The organism is Spirochaetota bacterium, from assembly GCA_038043445.1.
GTDB lineage: Bacteria > Spirochaetota > Brachyspiria > Brachyspirales > JACRPF01 > JBBTBY01.
The window spans coordinates 1-26,232 of record JBBTBY010000007.1 but is presented as its reverse complement, the minus strand read 5'-3'; the positions used below and the strand labels follow the sequence as shown (position 1 = coordinate 26,232).

Sequence of the window (26,232 nt, the reverse complement as noted above, 5' to 3'; positions counted from 1 at the left end):
CGGCCACGGTGCCGTTGCCCCGAGCTGTCAGTGAGCCAAGGGTGAACAGTCGATGTGACGGTTCTGTTTGTTCGGTATCGCCGCTCATTTCGGTTCCGTTCAATGAGCGAAGTGTGGACCATTGAACAGCGGTCTGTTTTTTCGCGGCAGCGCAGGAATTAATCTTGACAAAGCCCCCCCCCTGCCATACAATGACCACTCTTTTACATCAAGTATCTTCATTACTAGGAGTTATCGCAATGGCTATTCCAGTCGCAAAAACAGCGGCGGCCGTAACCAATGCCGTGGTCCATCACGGCGGCGGCGAGGCGGCTCTCGTTGTCCCATCGTTCGCTCAGCATCCGTTCAGCTTCAACCTCCTGCTCATCGGCATCGGGGTATGCGTGCTCGGGCTCGCCTTCGGGCTGCTCGAGTATAATCGCGTCAAGCGCCTGCCGGTGTTCAAGTCCATGCTTGATATCGGCAATCTCATTTTCGAGACGTGCAAGGCATATCTCCTCCAGCAGGGGAAATTCCTCATCATACTCGAGCTCATCATCGGCGCGTGTATCGCGTTCTATTTCGGCGTCCTTCAGCAGATGCCCATCGGCAAAGTGGTTATCATCCTCCTTTTCTCGGTGGTCGGCATACTCGGCTCCTACGGCGTTGCATGGTTCGGCATACGCATGAATACGCTCGCAAACGCCCGCACGGCATTTGCCTCGCTCATGCGCGCACCGATCAAGCTCTTGAACATACCGCTTCAGGCGGGCATGTCCATCGGCGTGCTTCTTGTGAGCGTAGAGCTTTTCATCATGCTCTGCATCCTTCTTTTCGTTCCGGGCGACATCGCCGGAGCGTGTTTCATCGGTTTTGCCATCGGCGAATCGCTCGGCGCTTCCGCGCTCCGCGTTGCCGGAGGTATCTTCACGAAGATAGCCGACGTGGGAAGCGATCTCATGAAGATCGTCTTCAATATCAAAGAGGACGATCCGCGTAATCCCGGCGTCATCGCCGACTGCACGGGCGACAATGCGGGCGACTCGGTCGGCCCCACCGCTGACGGTTTTGAGACCTACGGGGTGACCGGTGTCGCGCTCATAAGCTTCATCCTCCTCGCCGTGAAAGACCCCGCGATGCAGATAACGCTCCTCACCTGGATATTCACGATGCGCTTCCTCATGGTGGCAACATCGATAATTTCCTATTGGCTCAACGGCGTCGTCAATCAGATATTCTTTGCGCGCAAGGAACATCTCGATTTCGAACAGCCGCTCACCAACCTCATCTGGATCACGTCGATACTTTCCGTCGGCATGACGTTCGCCGTGAGCTACTGGCAGCTTTCGTCGCTCGGCGGCAATCTCTGGCTCTGGCTTGCCGGCATCATCAGCTGCGGCACGCTTGCCGCCGCGATAATCCCCGAATTCGTGAAAGTGTTCACGAGCACCAAGTCCGCGCATACAAAGGAAGTGGTCACGGCCTCCCGTCAGGGCGGCGCGTCGCTCACCGTTCTTTCCGGCCTTGTCGCCGGTAATTTCAGCGGGTTCTGGATCGGTCTTACGATAGCCGCGCTCATGGCAGTATCGTATTTCTTCTCGCTCCATGGTCTCGGCGTGCACATGATATACCCGTCCGTGTTCGCCTTCGGTCTCGTGGCCTTCGGCTTCCTCGGCATGGGTCCGGTGACCATTGCGGTGGACAGCTACGGCCCGGTCACCGACAATGCGCAGTCCGTCTACGAGCTTTCGCTCATCGAAGAGGACAAGCAGGCGGGCAAGAACATCGAAAAGGAATTCGGTTTCAAGCCGGATTTTGCGAAAGCGAAGCATTATCTCGAAGAGAATGACGGCGCGGGCAACACGTTCAAGGCGACCGCCAAACCGGTGCTCATCGGCACGGCTGTCGTGGGCGCAACAACGATGATATTCTCGCTTATCCTCCTCATCAAGAGCACGCTCGGCATCGAGCCGGAAACGGTCTTGAACCTTCTGAACCCGTATTCGCTCTTAGGCTTCATCGCCGGCGGCGCGGTCATCTACTGGTTCTCAGGCGCTTCCATTCAGGCAGTGACCACCGGTGCATATCGCGCGGTCGAGTACATCAAGGACCACATCAAGCTCGACAAAAAGGCCGCAAAGAAAGCGGATACAGAAGCATCGAAGAAGGTCGTTCAGATCTGTACGCAGTACGCGCAGAACGGGATGTTCAATATATTCATAGCGATATTCTCGTTCGCGCTCGCCTTCGCGTTCTTCTCATCGCCGCAGGGCACGAACAATGCCCCGACCTCGTTCTTCATCAGCTACCTCATCGCCATCGCCGTGTTCGGCCTCTTCCAGGCCCTCTTCATGGCGAATGCCGGCGGCTGCTGGGATAATGCGAAGAAGATCGTTGAAGTAGATCTCAAGGAAAAGGGCACACCGCTCCATGCCGCGACCGTCGTGGGCGATACGGTGGGCGACCCGTTCAAGGACACATCATCGGTGGCCATGAACCCGATCATCAAGTTCACGACGCTCTTCGGGCTTCTCGCGATGGAAATAGCCATCGTGCCGAGCTTCAGAGGCATCGCCCCGTATGTCGGCGCGTTCTTCTTCGTTGTCGCACTTGTGTTCGTGTGGCGCTCGTTCTATGCGATGCGCATTCAGACAAAGGAAAAGTAATTCCGGTCAGCGGGAATTGAAAAGAGGCGGGGTTTTCCCCGCCTCTTTTTTTATCGAACGCGACGATGCGTTACGACACGGCATTTGCGAACAGCACCGGTATGAAACAGACCGTCGGACGTCCCGGCGCACGCACTTCCAGTATACCGCGGACATATGCTTCGTCAATCGTATCGGCCACTATCTCGAACACGGCGGGCGTGTGCACCTTGCCGTAGCCGCGGCTTTTGTATCCCTGCTCTACGCCCTTATGCATGATGCTCATCTGCATTCGCGGCGAAGGCAGCACGCGAACATTGGGAGGCATATGCCAGATCACTTCGTAGTGGCGATGATCGGGCAATTGGTTATCGATCTCAACGGTGAGCCGGAACGGCACGCCGGGTCTGAGCACCGGCGCTTTTTCGTAGTCGAGTATCACTTTCGCATGAACGGCGTCCATGGTAACGGCATACGATGAGCGGCCACATATCTCGGCGCCGACGGACGGGTTTTCCAATTTCAGCGAAGCGATGTCCGATATATCGGTCGGCGATGCGCTCACGGTAACGGGGCAATGGAACGCGGTCAGCATAGGAACTATCTGACGCATCGTCTGTTCGGTGAGCTGTGTGAGCGTCGTCGGCAACTGAATGCTTCCGCGATCTATCGCCACGGTGATTATCCTGTCGCCGATCGGCTTTATCCATTCCTGAGGGATCGTATCCGCACCGCGTATGATGCCGAGAATGGAACCGAGCGTGGATGCCGTGCAGTCGGTATCGTCGCCGCAATTGGTGGCGATGATAAGCGACTTCCCGAAGTCGCCCTCGCCGTAGAGCCATCCGACGATGACAAAGCCGATGTTCGCCGGTGCCTGGAACCATCCGATCTCCGGAACGCTCGCTGCCACCACCGCTTCGCGCGCTTCCTGCCAGGTGTGCTTCTCTTCGTATGCCTTGATCGCGGTCTTCACCGCTGTCGCCACGCGGCATGCAGCCGGTATCTTCGAGAGACCGATGCGTATGAGTTCCCGCATATCCGACACGACGAATGCCGCGCTCTCGAGCGCCGCGGTGAAAAGTTCCGCGTACATGCCCTCGTCGCCGCCGTGATCGACCGATGCATCCTCATAGGCGAAGCGTATCGCCGTATCGGGGCAGCCCGGGGCAACGCACGCCCATATCTCGCTTCGTATCCATGCGCCGTTGGATTTATTGAGGACTTCATTGGTGAGCATGCCGGAGAGCGGCGGCGGGAATCCCGCGTGAAGGTTCATCTTGCATACGCCGTATTCGCCCCATGGGGGCGGGATATAGTTGAGCCAGTATTCACCGAGCACCTGAGCGGTGACGCCCTTCGGACCGCGGTCGGTCAGTGCTTTAAGCCAGATGAGTTGCAGATCAAGATCGTCGTTCGGCAAGGGTTCGCCTGCAGGCGTCGTATACCCTTTCACATCGAGTATCTCACGGCGGCCTTCGAAGGGTCCGCCGAGCGTGCCGCCGATCGATTTCCCTATCCAGCAGCCGTAGATCTTATTACGAAGATCCTTTTCATTGAAGTTGATCATTCCCGTTTCTCCTTGAGATCGTTGTAAAACAAAGAACAAGGGGCTTAAGCCCCTTGCTCTTATCAATGATGATTCATTGCCATTTCACAACCTCTTGTTATGATTGTATTCGATACTGCTCTAATATATACTTGCCCCTGCGGCAGACTTCCACATTTTTTCGGCATGGTTCGGTGTTTTTTATGGCGGTTCGTACAGTAAAAGATCCGGTGTTCGGGCTGTTCGATATCAACGGGCCGTGGCGGCGAAGCGTTCAGTCGTTCTTCTATGAAAAGGACGGGGTGTTCAGGTTCAATGACGGTGTGTCGTTCTATGCGGGCACGCAGCTGCTCTCTCGAGATACGCCGTTTCCCGTGCACCGGCATGACTTCCTTGAAGCGGTCATCGTCATACAGGGAGATCTCCGACACCAGACATCGTCGTCCTCCGAACGGACGCTCACACCCTATGACACGATATTCCTCAATCCATCCGTGACGCATCGTTTTGAAGCAGCAAGCGGGGAGGCGCGCATCGTTACGCTTTCCTTTCTCCCGTCGATAATCGGATACAACGATCGTGTGCTCACCGAGTATAATCTCCTCGACCTCTGCACGCTTCTCACGCCCTTCACGGATGAGCGAACAAAGGAAGTGCGCCGCCTTTCGGATGATGCGGCAAAGCGGATAATTTTTAACGCCTTCATCGTCATCGAACGTATCCGCTATGCAGGTGAGGATAGGCAGGAGATAGGAAAAGACGCCTTCCGGCAGGCGATAAAAACGCTTCTTGAGGAAGTACGCTCGGGCAGTGAACGCACGGGGAAAAAGGTGTCCATCATCGATATACTCGATCATCTGCAGTCGCATTACCGGGAACGTATATCACAGCGCGCGCTTGCCGAACGCTTCGGTCTCACGCCGTCGTCGCTTTCGACGAATTTCAACCGCATTGCGGGAACGACGCTCGCGACCTATATCAATCGCCTTCGCATCGAGGACGCGAAAAAACTTCTTGCGGAGACCGGGCTTCCGATCGGTCACATCGCGCTCGATGTCGGTTTTGAGAACATAACGCATTTCAATGATGTGTTCCGGGAACAGACAGGCGTGACGCCGACGGTATTCCGAAAAAAGAGATGACAGTACGAACACACGGGACTGCGCTTACTCCATAGGGCGCATCAGCACCATGGGGGCGTCGTTCGTCGACGATACCCCGGTAAAGAGGAGCGAACAGAACTCCGCATCTGAGAATGCGCTGTCGGGCTGACGCTTCGAGCGCATGAGCTGTTTGATATCGATCTTCCGCTGCCGTATCGCAACGGTGCTGCGCGACGGGGCGATGTACATCCGCTGATCCCCGGCACCCGCAGCAAGCACAAGATCGGCGGGGAGATCGTTCCGCGTGTTCAGCCACCAGGTAAGGCCGTACGACGGATTCGCCTTGCTTCCGATGAAACAGGAACGCAGCGGCGATGACGGAATGATCTCTTTCCCCTTCCACGTGCCGCCGTGGCGGATGAGCTCACCGTATTTCGCCCATTCACGGGCGGTGAGATGCGCGCCCCAGGGCAGCACGGGTTCCCCGTCGGTACCCCTGTTCCAATCGGCGAGCACAAGGCCGATCGGCTCAAAGATACGGGTTTTCAGATAATCGAGCGATGACATTTTTTTCAATGCGAGCTTTCGTTTGAGGAATTCACCCAGGCATTGATAGGACACCGAGCTGTATTCAAAAACATCGCCCGGCTCGTTCTTCGCAGTATACTGTATTGCGTCACGGTACGGCGGAGCGAGCGATCTGCCGTTCGGAAGTCCGGAGGTGAGAGAAAGGAGATGGCGTACGGTGATGCGTGAACGTCGGGCATCGCCGCTCCATTCGGTGATGGTATCGGCGATACGTTCATCGAGCGTACAGATCCCTTCTTTTTCAGCGATGAGCATGAGCGGGCCCCAGAAGCTTTTCGTGCCGCTGGCGAGCTGCCAGGCCTTGTCCGCACCGCCTCCGTTGGGGTATTCCTCAAGCGTTGCAACGCCGTCGATAAGCACGAGCATGGATACGCCGTCATGCGCCGCGCTGTACGCTGCCGCTTTCTTCTGCCACTCATCTTTCGGCGGGAGAACCCCCTCCGCCCCGGTCGTTGCCGAAGTGCATAGCACCATGGCACCGGCGGTGATGATGCCGTTTCGTATCGCGTGAAGTTTGTGCAGCAGGAGCGCAACTGACATGTTCCACCTTCTTCTCGCTCGATCGCAATGGACGAAGGGCCTCCGCGTGAAACCGAACAGCGGACACCGGCTTTTCCCTTCCACGGTATACCCCGAATGCGGCGGCAATGTTACAGGAGAGAGTCGATGCCGGTATGGGTTACCGCGAACGTTCTGTTATCGCCGCGAGCGGATAAGGCTGTTGTAAAATTCCAGCGATCCCGGCGCAAGGAATATCCGCTGCCGCATGACATAGTCGATGCTGATCCGCACCGTGTCTATGAGCGCATCGTTAAGATCGCGCATCGCTTTCTTCAGCAGTCCTCGCGTATGGGGAAGACCGCGGCTCGGGTCGAGAACGTCGGCGATATAGATGATTTTCGCGATGAGCGACATGTTCTTTCCGCCGGTGGTGTGACGCCGTATCGCATCGAGGACGGTCCTGTCGCGGACGCCGAACACGGCACGCGCTATCGCGGCGCTCGCGGCAGCGTGGAGAAGACCGGTGCTCAGCTCGCGATGTGCGGGCAATGCTTCGCCGTGCTCTCTTATGTACGCGATCATGGCCTTCGGCGAAAAGAACATGCGCCCCGCATCGTGGAGGAGTGCGGCAAGCGCGGTTTTCCGTTCGTTCGCACCATGGCGTTTTGCGAGCTTCATCGCGACCGCATACGTACCCATCGTATGGCGATAACGCGGTGCATCGATGTTCCTTTTCAGCCAGGATTGTATCGATGCGACCGACGTATCCGTGTGCTTCATGCTTCGCGCCTTCATTGTATCTTCCACAATCCGTCGTTCGTTGCAAGCCAGAGGCCGTTCTCATCGACTGCCATGTCGCATATGCCCGGCGATAGAGCCGACCCGGACAGGAGTGAATAGCGCTTGGTTTCACGTGTATACGGTGCATCATATCGTATAAGTGCATGCGGTGCATTGCGCTCCATATCCACTTCCGCCCAGAGCGTACCGCCCGCCGACGCATAGAGGTGGCCGATGGAGCGGGCACCGGAGAATATGCGGGAGAACGATGCTCCGTCATAACGGTATATCGAACCGTTGAAATCCGATGCGAAAACATTCCCGCCGCCCGCGGCAAGCCGTCCGAAATGGCCGTTGGTGACGACATGAAAGCCGTTCTCATAGCGCACGAGCGCTTTCGTGTGCCCGACGAAGTAGAACGCCGGCCCCATTTTTACCGCGCTGTAAATCCATACCGACGGCACAGGGCCGTCAGGGTCGCGGTTCTCTTTTTTCCAGAGCGGCGTTCCGGTGAGCGGCATATCCGTCATTGCCTTTTCGGTGATGACAAGTATTCCGCCCTGATGGACAAGCCATGCGGAATTCGATGTCGCCGCGAACAGCGCAAGCGGGCGATAGCGTTTTTTCATCGAGAGGGCGGTCGTGCGTCCGCCGCGAAGCAACATCGAATAGCATTTTTCATCGTCAGAGCCGAATGACCAGACAGTACCGGTATCATCCGCTGTTATATGGGTGAGCGGCACCGCAGCACCGACCGCCTCGAATCTGTTCGAAGCATAGCGATGAAGACCTTTTTCGCTGGCGGCGTAGAGCGTTCCGTCGTCAAGGGCGGTCAATGCGTTCACGGCATCGGAGCGCAAGCCGGTATTCGTCCCGGAAAACTCAGATATCGATGTGCCATCGACGCGGACGATACCGTTGATGCGAAAGGCTCCCTGGGCGGCACGCATCGTCACCCACACGGTCCTCTGTATGAGCGCAAGGCGGTATGGATATTTCGAGGGGAGGCCTTCGCTCACGGAGATGCGTTCAATGCCGGGGGCTATATTTTCCGCGTACCCGACCGATGCGAGGACGAACAATATGAGGATATATGAGCGGACCATGTACCGAGTATACGATACACGGGTGAAAAATGGAACTGCGGGCGAATTCGCCTTGACCGTTCGCCCTCGGCTCACTGACAGCTCGGGGCAACGGCGCGGGAAGCGAAATGGTCTATTATTGCATAAATATATGATGCCGTTCCCTGAGGGGATAGATGTTATTCCTTTTTCCCCTTCAACACCCTCTCAAAAAACCGCATCGCCAGCTCATTAGGCTCTCGCGACTTGAACCCATGCCCCTCCCCGGCCATTATCTTTAACGTAACATCGACATTCATTTTCTTGAGCGCGGCTTCGAACACCACGCTCTGCTGCATCGGCACCGTTCTATCAACATCGCCGTGGACGATGAGGAAGGGCGGGTCGTCCTTCGATACATACGTTATCGGGCTTGCCTTGTCGGCCTTCGCCTTGTTCTCTTTGAGCGCGCCGCCGATGAGTTTCGCTTCCGGAGAATCAGGGGCATTGTGGTCCATTGAGGATGGACTGTCACCCATTGTGAAAAGATCGCTCGGGCCGAAGAAATCGACGACGGCCTGAACACGGCTCGATTCGTTCTGCCATCCGCCCGTGCCTTCGAACTCCTTCACATCGCCGGATGTGCCGAGGAGCGCGACGAGATGTCCGCCTGCGGAAGACCCCCAGACGCCGATGCGTGTGCCGTCAATACCGAGCTCTTTCGCCTTCGCACGGAGATAGCGCATTGCGCATTTGCAGTCTTCGATCTGTGCGGGGAATTGCGCTTCGTCGGTAAGGCGATAATTAATGGATGCGCAGAAATATCCGTTCGTCGCGAACGGGACGAGATTCCTTATCGGCTGTGCTTTGTCGCCGCTCTTCCAGCCGCCGCCGTGAATGAACACTATCGCGGGAAGCGACGACTTCCTTTCTTTCGGGCGTATGTAATCGAGTTTGAGCGATACTGCTCCGCCTTTCCCATATTCCACATCGCGCACATATTCTATCGTATCCGGCATTGCCATCGGGGCTCGGTCCGTGCGCTCGAAGCGGTCGGGCATAGGACGGCCGTCATTCGTTCCGCGGGCATTCGTACCGAAGGGGATGTTCTTGAGGGCATCAAGCTCGGCTGCATCGATGACACCGTCGCTGTTCTTGTCAAATCGCTCGAAGATCTGCGGCGGGCCTTTGAATTCGCTTTTCGTTACCGTGCCGTCCTTGTCGGCATCGTCGGCGCGAAGGCGGTCGGCTATCGTTTTCGGCGCATCGGCTGCACACAGGACGAACACTGAAACCATATACATGCACATGAAGCGGGGCATGGGATCCTCCGTATGATCATTACGATATATGGATAATACTGCACGATGCGTTGTTTGCAATACCAGATCGTCGCGAAAATACCGACCTTTTGCATTGATGGGAACACGATCATGAAAACATCAGCAGAATCGCTGAGAACAAGGGGTCATGACCCCTTGTTCTCTCTTTATCGCACCGATCTCATGTATGCGTTCTGCGGCCGCAGAGAATGGTATCGTGTCAGGCGTACCTTGCTATATCACTCTCATCCACAATGCACTTCTGCTCCCGAAGCATTCCCTGCAATGCTCTCACATCGATATTTTTTGGAGCGATGTTCTTCTCAATAGAAAGCACCGCCGCTGTTCCCGCCGCTTCGCCCATGACGCCGCATTGCGGCATGACGCGAAGGCTTCCGAGCGCTTCGTGCGTGGCGCTTGCACAGCGCCCCGCGACGAAAAGATTATCCACATCTTTCGGCACGATGATGCCGTACGGTATCTGATACTTGAATCCCTTCGGCGGGTTCCACACTTTCGCGTCCATGCCCGGCCCCGTGGTGCCGTGAATGTCGATGAAGAACGACCCGTATCCGATGGAATCATCGAATGTCGCCTGTGTAACGACATGTTCCCGCGTGAGCGTGTTCAGTCCATGGATGCGTCTCGATTCGCGGGCACCGACGGTGTTCGGCGTCGATACCATATAACAGTGCTCCATGCCGGGTATGTATTTCCGATACACGGCTATCGATTCATACGCCTGCTTTCTTCCCTCTATCGTCGCTTTAGTAAGGTCCTCGGCTTTCGTCGAATCGATGAAATTGATATGGGTGAAATTCACACCGATCTGGTCGGGCCGTGTGGGCGTCCACCACCACCCCATTATCACGTTTTGGAACGGCCGCATATCGCCGTTCTTCTGCGCCTCTTCCCATACGCGCTGCAATTTATAATCACCACCGCGGAACGCCTTCACCTTCTCGTGATCGACGCCGCCTATCGTGAACATGAGTGTTACCGGCTGACAATGACCTGTTTCCTCGTCGCCCATATCAAAACCGCAGCCGGCGCGTGCGGCAACATCCCCGTCGCCGGTGCAGTCGATGATACGTTTCGCGCGATAGGCTGACCTTCCCGATTTGTTCTGGACGATGACACCGGTCACCGCCCCCTTCTCCACGACAGCGTCAGCGAATTGTGTATAGTAGAGCACGTCGGTCTTCGTTTCCTCGGCGATCTTTTCCAGTGTACACTTCATCCCCTCTATCTCAAAATCGGAGGATGAGTTATTCACCACGCCGTATCCTGCGTCCGCCGTGCGTTTCGATATCTCATGGATAACGCCCCCGACGACACGTTCTCCCGTACCGCTCGATGAATAGAGGCAGATGTGCCCGTGCCCGCCCGCGGTCGCTATGCCGCCCAGGCAGTTGAACTGCTCGACGATAAGCGTCTTCATCCCGCGACGTGACGCCGCGAATGCCGCTGATACACCGGCCGGTCCGCCGCCGACAACGATGATATCGTATTCACCTGCGGTCGTGATCTTCTTTTCAGCCGTACGTTTTGAGCTTTTCATATCCCGTCCTTAGAGATGTATGCCGCGCGCATTGAGAATGGTCTGTATCTGAGAGACATCGACGTTCCGTACCGCGATGCCTTTCTTCGCGGCGAGAGCGCCCGCGATACCGGCCGCTTCTCCCATCGCAGCGCATATCGGCATGACGCGGTAATTCGAATGTGCTTTGTGCGTACCGGATATGCAGCGCCCCGCGAGAAGAAGCCCGTCTATCGTTTTCGGCACGAGGGAGCGATACGGTATCGAATAGCCGGAGATGTTCGGGAAATGTTTCTGCGCCCCGTGTTTATCAAGTCCGGGGCCGTCGATATTATGGATATCGAAATTGAACTTTGCGCGGAGCACCACCCAGTCATCGAAGACGCGCGCTGCGAGAATGTCATCCTCCGTCAGCGTGTATTCACCGAGCACATGCCTCGTCTCGCGTACGCCGATGAGCGACGCTGTCGACACAATGAAGCAGTGTTCATAGCCCGGGACATTCTCGCGGAGAAATCTCACTATCGGGTCCATCTGCTTGCGGCATTCGTATTCCGCCTTCGTCAGGTCCGCCGCATTCGTCCCGTCTATGCCGATGTAATTCGTCATATTGACGGTAACGATGCCGGGAAGCGACGATTGATAGAGCAGCGTATGTCCTGCAGGGAAGGGGAGTGCGGCGCGAGAGAGATCCTGCACGTTGCCCTTCGGTATTTCGCGATTGTCCTCGAAGCCGCCGGGGAACACTGCGCGTGCATAGTCAACACTGCCTATCTTGAACATGATGGTCACCGGCTGCATCTTGCCGTCGCCCTCGCGTCCCTTCTGGAATGCGGCTCCTGCGCGTGCGGCAACATCGCCGTCTCCGGTTGCATCGATGACGGTCTTCGCGGTATATGCATTTCGCCCCGATTTATTCTCGACGATGACGCCGCGTACCGCATCCCCCTCCTTTACGACGTCCGAAACGAACGTATAAAGGAGAACATCGACCTTCGCTTCGAAAAGCATTTCCAGCATGATGAATTTTAACCGCTCAGGATTTATCGTGCCGCGATGGGGGAATTTCTCCTCGGGGCCGGGCTGTGTCGAACGGTCATAAATCTCTTTCAGTATGGAGGAATCCGCACTGCCCGCCCAGTGGCTCATGAGGCCTGACGTGGCTATGCCGCCGACAGCCCCGGTCTGTTCAAGGAGGAGTGTCTTCGCCCCTTCGCGTGCGGCGCTTACCGCAGCGGCAAATCCGGCAGGACCTCCGCCGGCCACGATCACATCAAAGTCGCCGCCGACGGGTGTTGTGCGTGCGGTTTCCTGTATCGTTCTATCCATGTTTTCCTCCGCTCTTATGTGCACCAATAGGTACTGTACAGTGTATCATCGATGCCATCGTTCCCTCCGCGTTCAGATCTGCCATGAATATAATGCTTCCATGCACGGCATACTATAGCCGATAGTGCTGGAATTCATTTAAAATGATGCTGTATGCGGCATTATTGTACGATTTTTATGCCATGATATACTCTCTCCATGGCTTCGCTCACCAAACGCCTGGTACCGCTTCTTCGCTCATTCACGGTGCTTTCGCGTCATCCGGTCATCTACAAACCCGGCGATGTGCAGTACGATGCGAGCGTCCCCCAGGAATACTACACGCACACCTGCGCGTTCTGCTCACAGGTGAAAAAGATCGGGCAGTCGCGGCGCTGCATCGCGGATGATATCGATGCGGTCATCGTGCGTGCGCAGAAGACGAGGGTGCCGTTCATCAAGACCTGTCATGCGAACGTCGCTGAACTCGTTGTTCCCGTCTTCGGCGCGAACGGATACGACGGTGCGTTCTTCTTCGGTCCCTTCCGCATGAAGGGTGCGCTCCCCCGTTATCCGAGGACGGCCGCGGCATTCCGCTCGCTTTCCCCCGTCGATGCGCGCGTATTCGCCGCCGCCCGTACGGCGCTCACGCTCCTCGGCGTGTACACCGCCCGCGAACGCGATATGATCGATCTGCGCGAACGCACACGCGGCATTACCAACCCGAAGATAGTCAAAGCGATGCAGGCTATCGAATCGACCATAGCCGGGGCGGTGCGTGTCGAGGCTGTCGCAAAGAGCACCGGGGTGAGCCCGAGCCGTTTCGTGCATCTGTTCAAAGAGAAGACCGGTATGACGTTCACCGACTATGTCATAGCACGGAAGATGGAGCGTGCAAAGCGGCTCCTCGAAGCGTCATCGCTTTCCGTTACCGACATTGCCTTCGAATGCGGCTATGCGAATCAGAGCTATTTTTCCTCGGCGTTCCGCAAGGCGACCGGCACAACGCCCAAGGCATATCAGAAGCAGAACGCAAAGCGGCTTACGCCGTAATGACAGCCGCATCTACCTGCCCGGCAACCGGAATTGCAAACCCATAAAATCAGCGATGCCGTCCTCGATAAGAAGCCGCTCCCCGGTTCCCGCAATGACGGCCCGTGAATCGTTCTCCGGCGTGAGTATGAATTCAAGCCGCGACGGCTCGGGCCGTATGAGGAGGAAGCCGTTCCTCAGTTCGCAGACGAAGCGTTTCGTCCGCGGGAGATAGACACACATGAAATTATCGATGCGCTCGCCGCGTATGAGCTGCCATTCCCCGATGCGCTTTTTCCAGGCATCCGGTATTGCGTACGGCTTTACCCGCTCCGCCATGTTCATGAACGTCGATGTGCCGAAGCGCCAGTGCACGGCAAGATGCTCTGCGCCGTGCTCCTCCGTGAACCCCATGGTAAGTCCGTCGGCACCGATGAACGGTGCGGGGTCGAGCGGGATGCAGAGGAAGTGATACCGCGGTGCGAATATCCCGTTCGACCCGGCGGCAAGTGAAAGTTCGTATCCGGCAAGCTGTACGGAATGAAGCATCCCCGTCCGTCGGACGTTCATTGCGATGCCGAATAACGCATACATCCCCTCGGCAGGCGGACGATACACGACATTGAACGGACGATGCGTGCGCACGCGTTCGCGTTTCGTCGCCGCACGAAGTGTGTTCCGCTTTTTCTGCGCGGTCAGGAATTTCCCGAACGTATTGCCGACCACCCACATCTTCGCAACCTCGCCCTTGTCGAGTTCCGCCGAATTTTCGGCGGTGAGGACGACGATGCCGATGCCCTCTTCGGGATTGAAGACTATCTCGTTCTCGAAACCGTTGAGCGCGCCGGCATGCGACACCTGGCCGTAGTCGAAATCCGGCGGAAAGCGGTAGTAGTCGAGGAACCAGCTCAATCCCAAGCGGGCGTTGATATAGACATGATCCGCAGTATCAGGATACTGTTCGCGCATCGTCTCAGAGAGCGATGATGCACGAATCGGGCCGGGCCTTTCTCCGGCAGCGACAAGCCATGAAAGGTACGCGGCGAGATCGGAAAGTGTGGCGCTGCAATTGCCCGCCGGGACATCGCGTATGGCGTACTGCGGTATCGGCGTTCCGTCGTCGAGCCACGGCATTACTGAGTTCGATGCGATATCATCGGAGAAGCGATATGACGCTCGCCCCATGCCGATCGGACGGAGCACTTCGTCGCGCATATAATCCTCGAACGTACGTCCGCTTATGCGTTCGATGAGAAGACCGAGAATCATGTAGCCGATATTCGAGTATTTCATCGCCGTGCCCGGCTGAAAACAGAGCGGACGCCGGGATATCGATGACATGCTTTCGCTCCGTGTTTCACTGCACCCGACGAGCCCGTCATAGAGATCGCTCGTTACCCCCGCGTGATGGCTTAAGAGCGCGCGAACCGTTATGCGCACTGGTTTTCCGGATGTGTCGCGGAGCACCATTCCGGGGAGATGGTCCGTGATCGCATCATCGAGCGCGAGCTTTTTCTGCTCCACAAGCCGCATGATACCGATGGCGGTGAGCGTTTTTGAGATGGAGCCCAGGCGAAAATGCGTTCTATCGTCCACGGCACCGCCGTTCACGGTACGCTGCCCCCATGTTTTGGCGTAGAGAACGCCGTCGGTATTCACTACTGCGACCGCCGCCGCACGGAGCTGAAAGCGGGACATTGCTTCCGTCATTGCAGTATCGAGACCGCGTATCGCATCAGCGAAGGATGTATCCGCCGGAACGGCGTTGACGGCGGTATGGTCTTGTTTGAACGTGCTGCAGCGCAGCGATAGTATCGCTATGCCGGTGCATGCGGCAATACGGAGGACGCGAAGAAGCGGTGTCGCTGCGGTGGGTGTTCTCATCGATGTTCTCCTTGTTGCCGTGCGATATGATCGCGTATATCGCAGATAGTATCTTCAGGGAGCGGTTTTGGCAATATTATAACTATAATGATCCGTCATTTTGACGTGGGGCTCGTTCCATGATAAACTTCCGGCATGGTACACGTGGTGTTCTTTATTTATGTTCTCTCGATGCTCGCCGGCTTCGGCGGTATCGTCGTGCTTTCGCTCCTTATGAGAAAATATCGGATATCGTTCCTGCGGATGTATCTCCTGGCGAATATCGCATTCTCGGTACTCATGCTCCTCGACGGTTCATTCGCCTACGCCCGCGCCGCCGGCGCCGCATTCTCACCGGCCGCTGTCCTTGTCTATGAGGCGGTGATAGCCGCCGCTACCCCGTCGGCACTCGCCCTTCTTGTCATTGCCGCGTTCATACTTATCCGGCGGGCGATACGGCCGCAGCATATCGCATTGCTTATCGGCGCATCTTTCGTCTATATGGCGCTGCAGGTCGCGGGGAACATGCTCTCCGAACCGCTGATCCCGCGCGGCAAATCATTCATGAACGCGATGTTCATCTGTGCGCTGCTCGCTATAAATGTGTTCACATTCATGAACCGGGGGAAGATATTCCTCAAGTCCATACGAAAGGGGATAACCGCCGCGACGGTATGGGTCATTGTCATGTTCCCGCCCGCGGTCTTCTTTCTCGTCACGGATAATGCGCTGTTCTCGCTTGCCTGTGCGCTGTACTACTGCTTCTGGAACATCCTGAACATCCGCTTCAGCATACCGTACCTTCTCCATGATTACCGGCTCTTCGGGGTGCGTGTACGGGAGAAAAAGACCATCGATGAAGGCGCGCTGAAAGAGCGGTATGGGATAACACGGACGGAGTATCAGATAATCACCCTCCTTGCGGAAGGGTACAACGCTAAGGAAATAGCCGATGTGCAGGGCAAGGGGCATCAGGTAGTGCTCAACCAGATATCCGCGGTCTATCAGAAAACAGGCGTGAATTCACGCGTAAAAATGCTCAATCTCGTGTTCTGACGAAATGTTATATCTATAACAAGACACTCGGGGCGTCCGCTGTTAGAATATCCTTGTCGCGGGGAAAGACCGCTGACAAGGAGGTTCCCGATGGAACGAATGATCACGCTCATGGTGCTTGCCGCTGCTCTCGCGTACGCAGGTACGAACTACACGGAAATGCTCGAGGCGTACGCCGCACATGATAATACCAACGCATATCGCTTTGCGGGGGGTGTCCTTGCGGCGCCGAACACGCCGCATGAAGCGGAGCAGGCGAAGCGCATACGGCGCGATATAGAGGAACGCCGTCTGCTCTATTCGCTCCGCGATGACAGCGGGCTCTTCCTTTTCTACACGGGTAACATCCTGGCGCATGTCATATCATTTGAGGCCGTTCTTTCAGCGGTGGACTACTGGGCCGACCCGTCACTCGTCGCGGGGATAGGGCTTGCCGGTGTGAGTGCCGGCGTGCTGACCTCGATAGTATCCACGCTCCGCTACCCCATGCCGTTCGGGAAAATGCTCGCGATAGAGTTCTTTTCTTCGGCCGTGGCCATGCATACGCTTGCCGTCGATGTAGTACTGCTTCCTAATATATCGTTCGGTTCCATCATGATGGTGCCTGCTACCATGTCGATCACATCGCTTGCGGCGCGCTATCTCGCCATCATCGCCACATGCAATGACGACTATTATTCCGCGGGGAGATATTCCCTCCTGGTCAACGGCTATGCCTGGGGGCTGTTCTTTGCCGGCCTTGGGGTATTGTCTTCGCAGTGGATTAATCCCTGCACGCTCCTTGCCGTGAACCTTATCGCGGACGGTGCCGCGATCGGGTCCTGGTTCCTCCATGACGCGCTCAAATGGTCATCGGCACGGGTGTGGCTCACATCGCTCGGCGGCGCGACAGGGCTTGTCACAGGGTTTTTTGCGTTATCCATGGCGCGATTCATGCTCCCTGATTACCGGCTGTATTTTCTCTACTTCGGTGCATGTGCCGCGACCGGTATTGCCGTGACCGCCCTCGCTACCATGGGGTTCGCACCGGAGACCGATGGAACGCCCCTTTCGCTTACGGTCATGCCTTCGGTCGACGGCAATGGTTCGCTTTCAATGAGCGCACAGGTGTCATGGACGTTCTGACGCCTATCCGCGCATTGGTGAAACGCCCGGCGTTCCTTGCCAAAACCGGTCTTGTTATGTATACTACGTGCAAGTAACGTTATATGGCACACAGCAAATCGGAAGCGCTTGAACAGGAAAGGCGCGAGGCATACCGCTCCCGCGTCACATGGCTTGTCGGGGCGGTAGCGGTCATCTTTGCGCTGCTCCTCGGGCGGCTTTTTTTTCTCCAGATAATACTTCACGGGCATTACGCGAAGCTCGCACAGAACAATCAGGAGCAGCTCGTCCCGATACCGGCCTTCCGCGGCGAGATCGTCGATGCCACGGGGCTTCTCCTTGCCGGCAACCTCAATACCTACGCACTCTATCTCGTCCCGTATAATTTCCCCACGAACCGTTTTGAACGCGAGGAGCTGCTCAATCGCACCGCGCGTGTGTTCGATGTCGACCTTACGCAGATAAAGCAGAAGATAGCGAAGACGCGGTTCTCCAAATTCGATACGATAGACATTGCTGATGACATCCCCTACGAGAAACTCGTCTATCTCGCCGAACACAACGAGGAATACCCGGGTGTGTACTATAAGAGCCGCGAGATACGCCGCTACACGCTTACGAACACGCTCGCGCATGCGCTCGGCTATGTGCGAACGATAAGCCAGCGGGAGTACGAGCTGCGCCGGGAGGACGGCTACCGCATCGACAGCGTCGTCGGCAAGGACGGCATCGAGCAGTCCTATGACCGTGAACTGCGCGGCATCGACGGGTACAAGAAACGCATCGTTGACGCGCGCAACCGGGTAAAGGAAGAGATAACGCCTGCGAACGGCATACCGATACCGGGCAAAAAGCTCATCCTCTCCATGGATCATCGCATGCAGGCGGTGGCCGAGAAGCTCATGGAGGGATTGTCCGGCGTGCTCATCGTGTCCCGTCCGACGACGGGCGGCATACTCGCTATGGTATCGAGCCCCTGGTACGACCCGAACATGTTCATGGGGAAAAAGATCGACCGTGATATCTATGACCGCATGATGAACGATCCCCTGCATCCGTTCTGGAACAAGGCGATATGCGCCCGCTATCCCGCATCATCGACGTTCAAAGTGCTCGTATCGCTCGCGGGGCTGCAGGAAGGCAAGGTCGATCCCGACCGGACGGTGTTTTGCAGCGGGGGCATGCTCCTTGAGAACAAGTTCTTCAAATGCGAAGGCGAGCACGGCATGCAGAACCTTCTCTACGGCATACAGAATTCATGCAACACCTACTTCTATCATCTCGGGTACGATATCGGCCCGAACATCATACGCAAGTATTCGCTCCTGTTCGGGTACGGTGAAAAGACCGGCGTCGACCTTTCCGGCGAGGCGGTCGGCATGGTCCCGTCACCGGACTGGAAGCGCGAGCAGAAAGGCGAATACTGGTGGGACGGTGATACGCTGCAGTTCGCCATCGGCCAGGGGTATATGCTCGTCACCCCCATCGCCGTTCATAATATGATAAGCGCCGTGGTCAATGACGGCATCGTCTATCGTCCGCATGTGGTCAGGGAAATACGCAATTCCGAGACCGACGAGGTGCTCGTCAATAATGACAGGAAGCTTCTCCGCCGTGTGCCGGTTGATCTTGAGCATTTCCAGCTCGTGAAGCGGGGCCTGCGCATGGTCGTCGAGGGCGGGACAGCACGTTTCGGCGCGTGGTCGCCGTATGTGAAGATAGCGGGGAAGACGGGAACGGCGCAGAACATACACGGGGAGGACCATTCGTGGTTCACCTGCTATGCCCCCTATGACGCAAAGCCCGATGAGCGCACGGTCGCCGTCACGGTGCTTATCGAGCACGGCGGCGGCGGGGGTCTTGCCGCGGCGCCCATTGCCACCGCCATGATACGTTCGCTCTTTGAGAACATCGATGCCGCTGCAATAAAGACCGCCATCATGGAACGCTGGAAAACCGAGCGTGAACGGCGGCGGCTGCTCTATAAGACCGAAACGATACTGGGGGAATGAATGTCCGGAAAGCGCAGAGCGATATTCGTGTTCGACCCGCCGATGTTCCTGTCGATGATATTCCTCATGTTCGCCGGCATCCTGGCGATCTATTCGAGCAATCACAGCAATGCGCACAGCGCCCTGCATAACAGCGCGTATATCCGGCAGATCATCTTCGTGCTCGTGGGACTGGGCATCGTATGGATAATGATGTTCATCAACTATACGAAGATGGTCGAACAGCGCATGATACTGTATGCCGCATCGGTGGTGCTCCTCGTGCTGACGCTCATACCCCATGTCGGGAGGCTCGTCAACGGCTCTCGCAGCTGGATACTCTTCATACAGCCGGCGGAATTCATCAAGCTCGCCGTCATCCTCGTGCTTGCGGGCGTCCTCGATGCCATGGGCGATGAGATACGTACGCTCAAAGGATTCGCGATAGCGCTCGTGATACCGGCAGTGCCGATGGCGCTCATACTGCTGCAGCCGGATTTCGGCACATTCCTCGTCTATGTGCCCATCGCGCTCGTCATGCTTTTTGTCGCCGGCGCCCGCATCCGTTATCTGTTCGGGCTCATCTCCATCGGCGTTGTCGGTCTTGCGGTACCGATGTTCCTCTCATATTCGCGCATGATCAATTCGACGGACAGCATCTTCTTCATATTCTTCTCACATCGCTCCTATATCGCGTATATCGCCTTCCTGTTCGCCTTCCTCGCGGCGCTCCTCGCGGTGATAAATCTCTACGCGAGCAATCGCCGCATCGGTCTTGCCGCGTATGTGTTCTTCATACTGTTCCTGAGCTTCCTTGCGGCCATCATGCTCGATATCACCCTCAAGGAATACCAGAAACAGCGCCTTCTCGTATTCCTCAATCCGGAGTTGAAAAAACTTTCATCCGGGTATAATATCATACAAGCGCTTATCGCCATCGGCTCCGGCGGTCTCATCGGCAGGGGCTTTCTCAAGGGAAGTCAAAGCCAGCTCGATTTCATACCGCAGCAGATGAACGATTTCGTTTTTTCGAACATCGGCGAGGAATGGGGATTCCTCGGTTCGGCGCTCGTGCTCATTGCGTTCTTCATCATCGTGTACCGCGGTATGCGCATCGCGATGCAGTCGAAGGACAAGCTCGGGGCCATGATCGCCGCCGGTATTGCGACGATGTTCCTGTTCCACGTGATGGTGAACATCGGCATGGCGATGGGTGTGATGCCCATCACGGGCATTCCGCTCCCGTTCGTGAGCGCCGGCGGGAGTTCGCTCATCACGTTCGCTGCCGCCCTCGGGGTCCTGTTCAATATCGATATCCGCCGATACGTCCACGGTGACGGCATCGAGCGGGCATAGGAAGACGGCCATGGCCGATGAAAAGAAACGATCAGAGAAGATACTCATCATCGACGACAACGATGATTTCTGCCAGTTCATGAAGCTCCTGCTTGAGACCGAGGGGTATACGGTCATCACGGCGAACAACGGGGACGACGGGCTGCGCCTGGCGATCGACCATCTGCCCGACTGCGTCATACTCGACTATCTCATCCCCTATGTCTCGGGCGTGGAGATAGCGAAAAAATTCAAATCCGATCAGGTGCTGCGCAATATCCCCGTGATATTCCTCACGGCCAATGACAGCAAGGACGCGCTCATACAGGGCATCGACAGCGGCGCGGACGATTATGTCATCAAGACGAACGACTTTGACATCATCAACACGCGCATCAAGGCGATGCTGCGCATGAAGAAACTGCAGGATGCGAACGTGTTCTATATGCGCATGCTCGAGCAGGATATGCTCTATGCGGGGAAGCTCCAGAGCGCGATACTCCAGCACGGTTATACGAGCATTCCCGGCGCAAAGCTCATCGAGGTGTACAAGCCCTACAGCAAGGTCTCCGGCGATTACTACGACGTAAAGAAACTTTCCGAGGATGAATACGCCATCGTCATGGCGGACGTCGCCGGCCACGGTGTTGCCGCGAGCATGCTCACGATATTCGTCAAATCGTTCTTTGAGAACAACGCCGTCGACAAGGACGGGGCGATAAGCCGCCCGGATGAATTCCTCAAGCGGCTCAATCACCTCTTCGTCTCCGAGGGTTTCGACGACAGCTTTTTCACGAGCATATTCTACGCGCTCTATAATAAGAACACCGGGAGGCTCATGTACGCCAAGGCCGGCCACCCGGCGCCGCTCGTATACCGCACGGCGGAGAGGGAGATCACGCCGCTCATTGCGAAGGGCATGCTCATCGGCGTCGTCGATACCGCCACCTACGAACTCGGCGAGACATCGCTTGCCGCGGGCGATACCGCGTTCATTTTCACCGACGGCATTTTCGAGATATTCGGCGCGAACGATGAGATATTCGGCGAGGAGCGCCTCAGCAAGACATTCTCCCGCGAGATGGAAAGCGGCACGCCGCTTGAGCGCATACCCTCGGTCATCATGAACATGGTCAAGCGCTTCTCCCGCGATGATGAACTTCGTGACGATGTGACCATGCTGCTCTTGAGCCGGGAGTAGCGTTCCATCTGCGTACCGCATGAGTGATACCTACCGCGATATAAACGCCCTCTTCACGCCCGGTGCGATCGCATCGATGAGGAGCGCAATAGCCGAGGCCGACGGCAACGAGGTGTATTTCGGCGGCAATTTCACCGAGGGCGCGCTCGTCGGGTTCGCTTCCGTCATAGCCCGCGGCAATCGCTCAGCAGTGCCTGCCATCATCAATTCATCGCTCGAATACGATCTTGTCATCCATAATCACCCCGGCGGGAACCTCTCCCCATCGAACGCGGATGTCGGTGTCGCGAGCGAACTGGGCAATGCGGGCGTGGGCTTCGTCATCATCGACAGCGATGTGAGCGAGATGTATGTCGTCGTCGATCCGCTCATCGCCCCGAAGGCGGAGAAGCTCGATATACCCGGCATACTCTTCCTTTTCACCGAGAACGGCGATCTGAAGAAGTATCTTTCCGCGTACGAGTACCGTCATGAGCAGACGGTCATGGTCGAACGCGTGCTCGAGTCGTTCAATGAGAACACGCATCTCATGGTGGAGGCGGGTACCGGCGTGGGGAAATCGCTCGCGTATCTCGTGCCGGCGATACTGTGGGTCAAGGCGAACAAAGGGCGCATCGTCGTCTCCACGAACACGATAAATCTCCAGCAGCAGATAATCCTCAAGGACCTCCCCGATATCATACGCGCGCTCGCGCCGGAGATACCCTACGCGCTCGTCAAGGGGCGCAACAATTACGTATGCATACGGAAGGTGAAAAGCCTTATCGCCCGGGAACAGGAAGAGGCGGCGCTCGACCTGAAGACCGAAGAGGAGGATTTCATCCGTTCGGTGAACGACTGGCTCTCCGTCACCAGCGACGGGAGCATGAGCGATCTTTCCGAAAAGCCGCGGTCATCGCTCTGGGAACTCGTGCAGTCGGAGGGCGACAGCTGCACCAAGACGAATTGCGACCACTATACGGACTGTTTCTATTACCGGATGAGGAAGGAGATAAACCGCGCGCGCATACTCATCGTCAATCATCACATCCTCTGCGCCGATCTGTCCATCCATGCCGAGACCGGCGGGCGTTTCAATTTCCTCCCGCGCTACGAGAAGGTCGTCATCGACGAAGCGCACAATTTCGAGGAAAGCGCAAGCCGGTATTTCGGCAATGACGGGAGCAAATTCGCCGTCGTGAAGAACATCAATCTCCTCTACAGCCAGCGCGGGACAAAGCGCTTCGGCTATGCCCAGCGGATGCGGCGGCTCATCGAAGGGACGACGGCCATGCCCGCGGCCGATGTGGCCGAATTCGTGACGATGTTCGACCGCAGTTTCATCCCCGCCTGCCAGCACGCGCGCGATGTCCTTGAGCTTCATGCGAAGGCGTTCCTTGCTTATTGCCGCGAACATATCGGCGGCGGGAGCGAGGGGTTCAAATTCCGCGTGAGCGAGGAGTTCTCGCAGACCGACCATTGGCAGAAGAAGGGCACACCCATTCTCCGCGATATCGTGGCGGCGCTCACCGGTTTCGTCAATGCGGCGGAATTCCTGAAGACATCGTTCGTCGATTCGGCGATAACCTACGGCATCGACTATCAGGACACGCTCGCCGGCGCCGTCATCTACATCGACAGGCTCAAATCGCTCGTGACATCGCTCTCATCCGCCATTGCGTATGACGCCGATGAGTTCATACGCTGGTTCGAGGTATCGCTCTCGCGAAAGGGCGCGCTCTATCTCAGCTGGCATCTGACGCCGGTGGAGGTGGCATCGTATCTCAACCGCTTCCTCTATTCGCGATTCGATTCCGTCGTCATGACGAGCGCGACGCTCACCGTCGACAAGAGCTTCTCGTTCTTCGAGGAGCGGCTCGGCCTTACGTTCATCCCCAAGGAGCGTCTTGTCACCGAGCATCTCACCTCGCCCTATGATTATCAGAACAATGCGCGCATGTACGTCGCCACCGATGTGAGCGAGCCCAATGACGGGGCATTCACCGGCGAGATAAGCCGCTATCTCCTTCGCGCCATGGAAGTGACCAAGGGGCGATGCTTCGTGCTCTTTACATCGTTCTCCACGCTCCGCGCCGTGTACGACGCGACGTACGCAAAGCTCACCGCCATGGGGCTCACCGCGCTCACGCAGTCGGGTGAGTATCATCGCAACACGCTCATCGAGATGTTCCGCCAATCCGGCAACAATATCCTCTTCGGCGTCGATTCGTTCTGGGAGGGCGTCGATGTGGTGGGCGATAATCTGCAGATGATCATCATACCGAAGATGCCGTTCTCGGTGCCCACCGATCCGGTGACCGAGGCGCGGCAGGAATACATACGCAGGAAAGGCGGCAATCCCTTCATCGATTATATCATCCCGCTCGCGGTGATAAAGTTCAAACAGGGGTTCGGGCGTCTCATCCGCAGCAAGAAGGACCGCGGCGTCGTGCTTGTGCTCGACAAGCGCATACTCATGAAGAATTACGGCGCGAAATTCATCAACTCACTGCCGGATGTGACGACGGTGCGCGGGGGACTTACGGATATCATCGGGGATATGAACGAGTTCTTCGGGGGATAGCGGACGGTCGAAATACGATCTTCGTCAGCACTGGTACGCGTTCATCTGAAAACCGCCCCATACATGCGCTGCGAAAAGAGCGTGAAGATCTCCGCAGGGATAGAGAATACCGCCGATGCCATGCCGTACACTTCAATAAAGGGTACTCTAGTCCCATCAGGAATGTCCGCGTCACCAATCGGTGCTACGCTGTCATCCGTATCGATGGCGACATCAGCCATTATCGCATTCTCATACGCGGAACGAATAGTCGCGATAAGCCGAGAGCAGATGCTCCGAACCGTTCCCGCCGGTTTTTCTATGGCTTGAGCTATCTCCGACGATGAATATCCATCGGAATAGAGCTGAAGTATATATCGATGGTCAATGGGGAGCGCATTTATCACCGCCTGTGCCGCTTGAAGGCCGGGATTTCCGGCAAAGGATGACGGCGGGAGGTCGGAACTCCCGGTGTTATTGTCCGCAAGCAAGTCAATGCGGAGTATGTCGCTGCAGGAAGTGACCGGCTCGTCAAGCGATACGGTCGCCGCTGCTTCAGCCGCTGCAAGCCTCCGCAGATAGTCGTTGCGGGTATTGATGGCTATTACATATATCCAAAGCTTAAGGCTCCCGCGAGCGGGATCATATCGCTCTATCGCGCCTATGACCTTGGCCAGAACGTCACAGGACAATTCTTCGGCGTCGGACGTATCGTTCACCCATTGCCCGAAGAGATGGCGGATATAGCCGAAATACTTTTCCTGGAAGAGGCGATAGCAGCGCATATTATTCTGGCGTATCCCGGAGATGAGGATGATGTCGTCAGCCGGCACGGCCGGTATTGTGTTCGGGGTTCCCATATATCGATCCGTATAATTATCAGAAAATTATTTGCAACACTCTTTCGTATACAATATCGTAAGGACACGAAGAAAAGTCAAGCGCGCTGATGAATTTTTCGTGAAATCCTGCAAAATAAAAACAGGAGGTGCTTTATGGCACTTACAAAGACACAGACGATCGGATTTTGCGAAGGGGTCATTGAATTCCTCGCAAGCAACAAGGATGCACTTGCCGCGAAAGGCGTCAACGCGGATACGTGGATCGCTGAACTGCGGACGCGGACGACCGACACGGTCAAGACGGAAGCCGAGCACGAAGCGCTCAAGGCGAAACTTCGTGACACTACCGCTTCGACAAGGGCGACGGCCGACATTGCGTATCGGAACGCATCGTCCAGGCTCAACGGAGCTATGGGCGCTCTCGGGAACGAGACCGAGGTTGCGATCCAGGCCGCACGCCTGCGGAGCAAGATCTCCCGGAAGAACCGGAAGATCGTCGATGCCGCCGTGAACAATGCGGCGTAGCGCAGGTCCCGGATCGTTCGATGCACCCTGTTCGGAATACTCCGATGCATAGGAGTATCACCGGGCAGGGTGTTTTTATTTGTTGGAAAAAACAACCCCTATCCCCCGACCCCTTTCCGTAGCGGCTTTGGCCATCCATGGCCGCCGCCAGCTGCGCCATCCTTGGCGCACGCCTTCAAAAGGGGAGCCGAGTTGATTTTTATAAAGAACAAATAGAAATTGGCAGGGATAGGGGTTGCTTCTATAATTGCACTTACACTCGACGCATCTTCCAGCGTCCCCATGAACTATTCCCTCTCACCGAAACATCTCCGACCAGAGAATAACCGATATTCCTGCTCGAAGGAGTTCTATTCCCGTTC

Annotated in this window: 19 protein-coding genes; 10 read left to right on the top strand and 9 right to left on the bottom strand. The window is 56.5% G+C overall.

The features are described 5' to 3' along the window. Positions 1 to 239: 239 nt before the first annotated feature. Entirely contained in the window at positions 240 to 2,645 is a 2,406-nt protein-coding gene (locus tag AABZ39_00950) for a sodium-translocating pyrophosphatase (GenBank protein ID MEK6793315.1), read from the top strand. Between the two features lie 70 nt (positions 2,646 to 2,715). Here the strand turns inward: AABZ39_00950 and AABZ39_00945 are convergent, their stop codons facing one another. After that, a complete protein-coding gene (locus AABZ39_00945) occupies positions 2,716 to 4,194 on the bottom strand; it encodes an ADP-ribosylglycohydrolase family protein (GenBank protein ID MEK6793314.1) in 1,479 nt (492 codons plus the stop codon). Between the two features lie 182 nt (positions 4,195 to 4,376). Between AABZ39_00945 and AABZ39_00940 the strand changes: the two genes are divergently transcribed. Next, positions 4,377 to 5,315 (top strand): helix-turn-helix domain-containing protein, encoded by a 939-nt coding sequence (locus tag AABZ39_00940; GenBank protein ID MEK6793313.1) that lies wholly within the window; start codon positions 4,377 to 4,379, stop codon positions 5,313 to 5,315. A gap of 24 nt (positions 5,316 to 5,339) precedes the next feature. On the opposite strand, the gene AABZ39_00935 is transcribed toward AABZ39_00940, so the two are convergent. The 6 genes from AABZ39_00935 to AABZ39_00910 form a co-directional block, all read right to left on the bottom strand. Continuing rightward, positions 5,340 to 6,404 carry a serine hydrolase gene (locus tag AABZ39_00935; protein MEK6793312.1) on the bottom strand — a complete coding sequence of 355 codons (1,065 nt, stop codon included), beginning with the start codon at positions 6,402 to 6,404 and terminating at the stop codon, positions 5,340 to 5,342. Between the two features lie 156 nt (positions 6,405 to 6,560). Next, complete coding sequence (gene yqeK / locus AABZ39_00930) at positions 6,561 to 7,145, bottom strand: bis(5'-nucleosyl)-tetraphosphatase (symmetrical) YqeK (protein MEK6793311.1); 585 nt, start codon at positions 7,143 to 7,145, stop codon at positions 6,561 to 6,563. A gap of 11 nt (positions 7,146 to 7,156) precedes the next feature. Next, a complete protein-coding gene (locus tag AABZ39_00925; GenBank protein MEK6793310.1) occupies positions 7,157 to 8,326 on the bottom strand; it encodes a hypothetical protein in 1,170 nt (389 codons plus the stop codon). Between the two features lie 83 nt (positions 8,327 to 8,409). After that, positions 8,410 to 9,531, bottom strand: coding sequence for an alpha/beta hydrolase fold domain-containing protein (locus AABZ39_00920; GenBank protein ID MEK6793309.1), 1,122 nt, complete (start codon positions 9,529 to 9,531; stop codon positions 8,410 to 8,412). A gap of 220 nt (positions 9,532 to 9,751) precedes the next feature. Further along, positions 9,752 to 11,092, bottom strand: a complete 1,341-nt coding sequence (locus AABZ39_00915; protein MEK6793308.1) for an FAD-dependent oxidoreductase — start codon at positions 11,090 to 11,092, stop codon at positions 9,752 to 9,754. A 9-nt stretch (positions 11,093 to 11,101) separates the two neighbouring features. Next, a complete protein-coding gene (locus tag AABZ39_00910) occupies positions 11,102 to 12,400 on the bottom strand; it encodes an FAD-dependent oxidoreductase (GenBank protein MEK6793307.1) in 1,299 nt (432 codons plus the stop codon). Between the two features lie 198 nt (positions 12,401 to 12,598). Between AABZ39_00910 and AABZ39_00905 the strand changes: the two genes are divergently transcribed. Continuing rightward, entirely contained in the window at positions 12,599 to 13,432 is an 834-nt protein-coding gene (locus tag AABZ39_00905) for a helix-turn-helix domain-containing protein (protein MEK6793306.1), read from the top strand. Between the two features lie 12 nt (positions 13,433 to 13,444). On the opposite strand, the gene AABZ39_00900 is transcribed toward AABZ39_00905, so the two are convergent. After that, the gene (locus tag AABZ39_00900; protein MEK6793305.1) at positions 13,445 to 15,295 is read right to left on the bottom strand and encodes a serine hydrolase domain-containing protein; all 1,851 of its coding nucleotides are present in this window, start codon (positions 15,293 to 15,295) and stop codon (positions 13,445 to 13,447) included. Between the two features lie 135 nt (positions 15,296 to 15,430). Here AABZ39_00900 and AABZ39_00895 point away from each other — a divergent pair, with 135 nt between their 5' ends. From AABZ39_00895 to AABZ39_00870, 6 genes are all read left to right on the top strand, one after another. Next, positions 15,431 to 16,330, top strand: coding sequence for a hypothetical protein (locus tag AABZ39_00895; protein MEK6793304.1), 900 nt, complete (start codon positions 15,431 to 15,433; stop codon positions 16,328 to 16,330). Between the two features lie 90 nt (positions 16,331 to 16,420). Continuing rightward, positions 16,421 to 17,455 (top strand): hypothetical protein, encoded by a 1,035-nt coding sequence (locus AABZ39_00890; GenBank protein MEK6793303.1) that lies wholly within the window; start codon positions 16,421 to 16,423, stop codon positions 17,453 to 17,455. An 83-nt stretch (positions 17,456 to 17,538) separates the two neighbouring features. After that, complete coding sequence (gene mrdA, locus AABZ39_00885; protein ID MEK6793302.1) at positions 17,539 to 19,446, top strand: penicillin-binding protein 2; 1,908 nt, start codon at positions 17,539 to 17,541, stop codon at positions 19,444 to 19,446. Beyond that, positions 19,447 to 20,781: a rod shape-determining protein RodA gene (gene rodA, locus AABZ39_00880; GenBank protein ID MEK6793301.1), complete on the top strand. Its 1,335-nt coding sequence runs from the start codon at positions 19,447 to 19,449 to the stop codon at positions 20,779 to 20,781. It begins immediately after the preceding gene. A gap of 10 nt (positions 20,782 to 20,791) precedes the next feature. Further along, positions 20,792 to 21,961, top strand: coding sequence for a fused response regulator/phosphatase (locus AABZ39_00875; GenBank protein MEK6793300.1), 1,170 nt, complete (start codon positions 20,792 to 20,794; stop codon positions 21,959 to 21,961). Positions 21,962 to 21,980: 19 nt separating this feature from the next. Further along, on the top strand, positions 21,981 to 24,524 hold the full coding sequence (locus tag AABZ39_00870) for a helicase C-terminal domain-containing protein (GenBank protein ID MEK6793299.1): 2,544 nt from the start codon (positions 21,981 to 21,983) through the stop codon (positions 24,522 to 24,524). Between the two features lie 41 nt (positions 24,525 to 24,565). On the opposite strand, the gene AABZ39_00865 is transcribed toward AABZ39_00870, so the two are convergent. Further along, positions 24,566 to 25,363 carry an RNA polymerase sigma factor gene (locus AABZ39_00865; protein MEK6793298.1) on the bottom strand — a complete coding sequence of 266 codons (798 nt, stop codon included), beginning with the start codon at positions 25,361 to 25,363 and terminating at the stop codon, positions 24,566 to 24,568. A 135-nt stretch (positions 25,364 to 25,498) separates the two neighbouring features. On the opposite strand from AABZ39_00865, the gene AABZ39_00860 reads away from it, so the two are divergent. Beyond that, positions 25,499 to 25,870: a hypothetical protein gene (locus AABZ39_00860; GenBank protein ID MEK6793297.1), complete on the top strand. Its 372-nt coding sequence runs from the start codon at positions 25,499 to 25,501 to the stop codon at positions 25,868 to 25,870. Positions 25,871 to 26,232 lie beyond the last annotated feature (362 nt).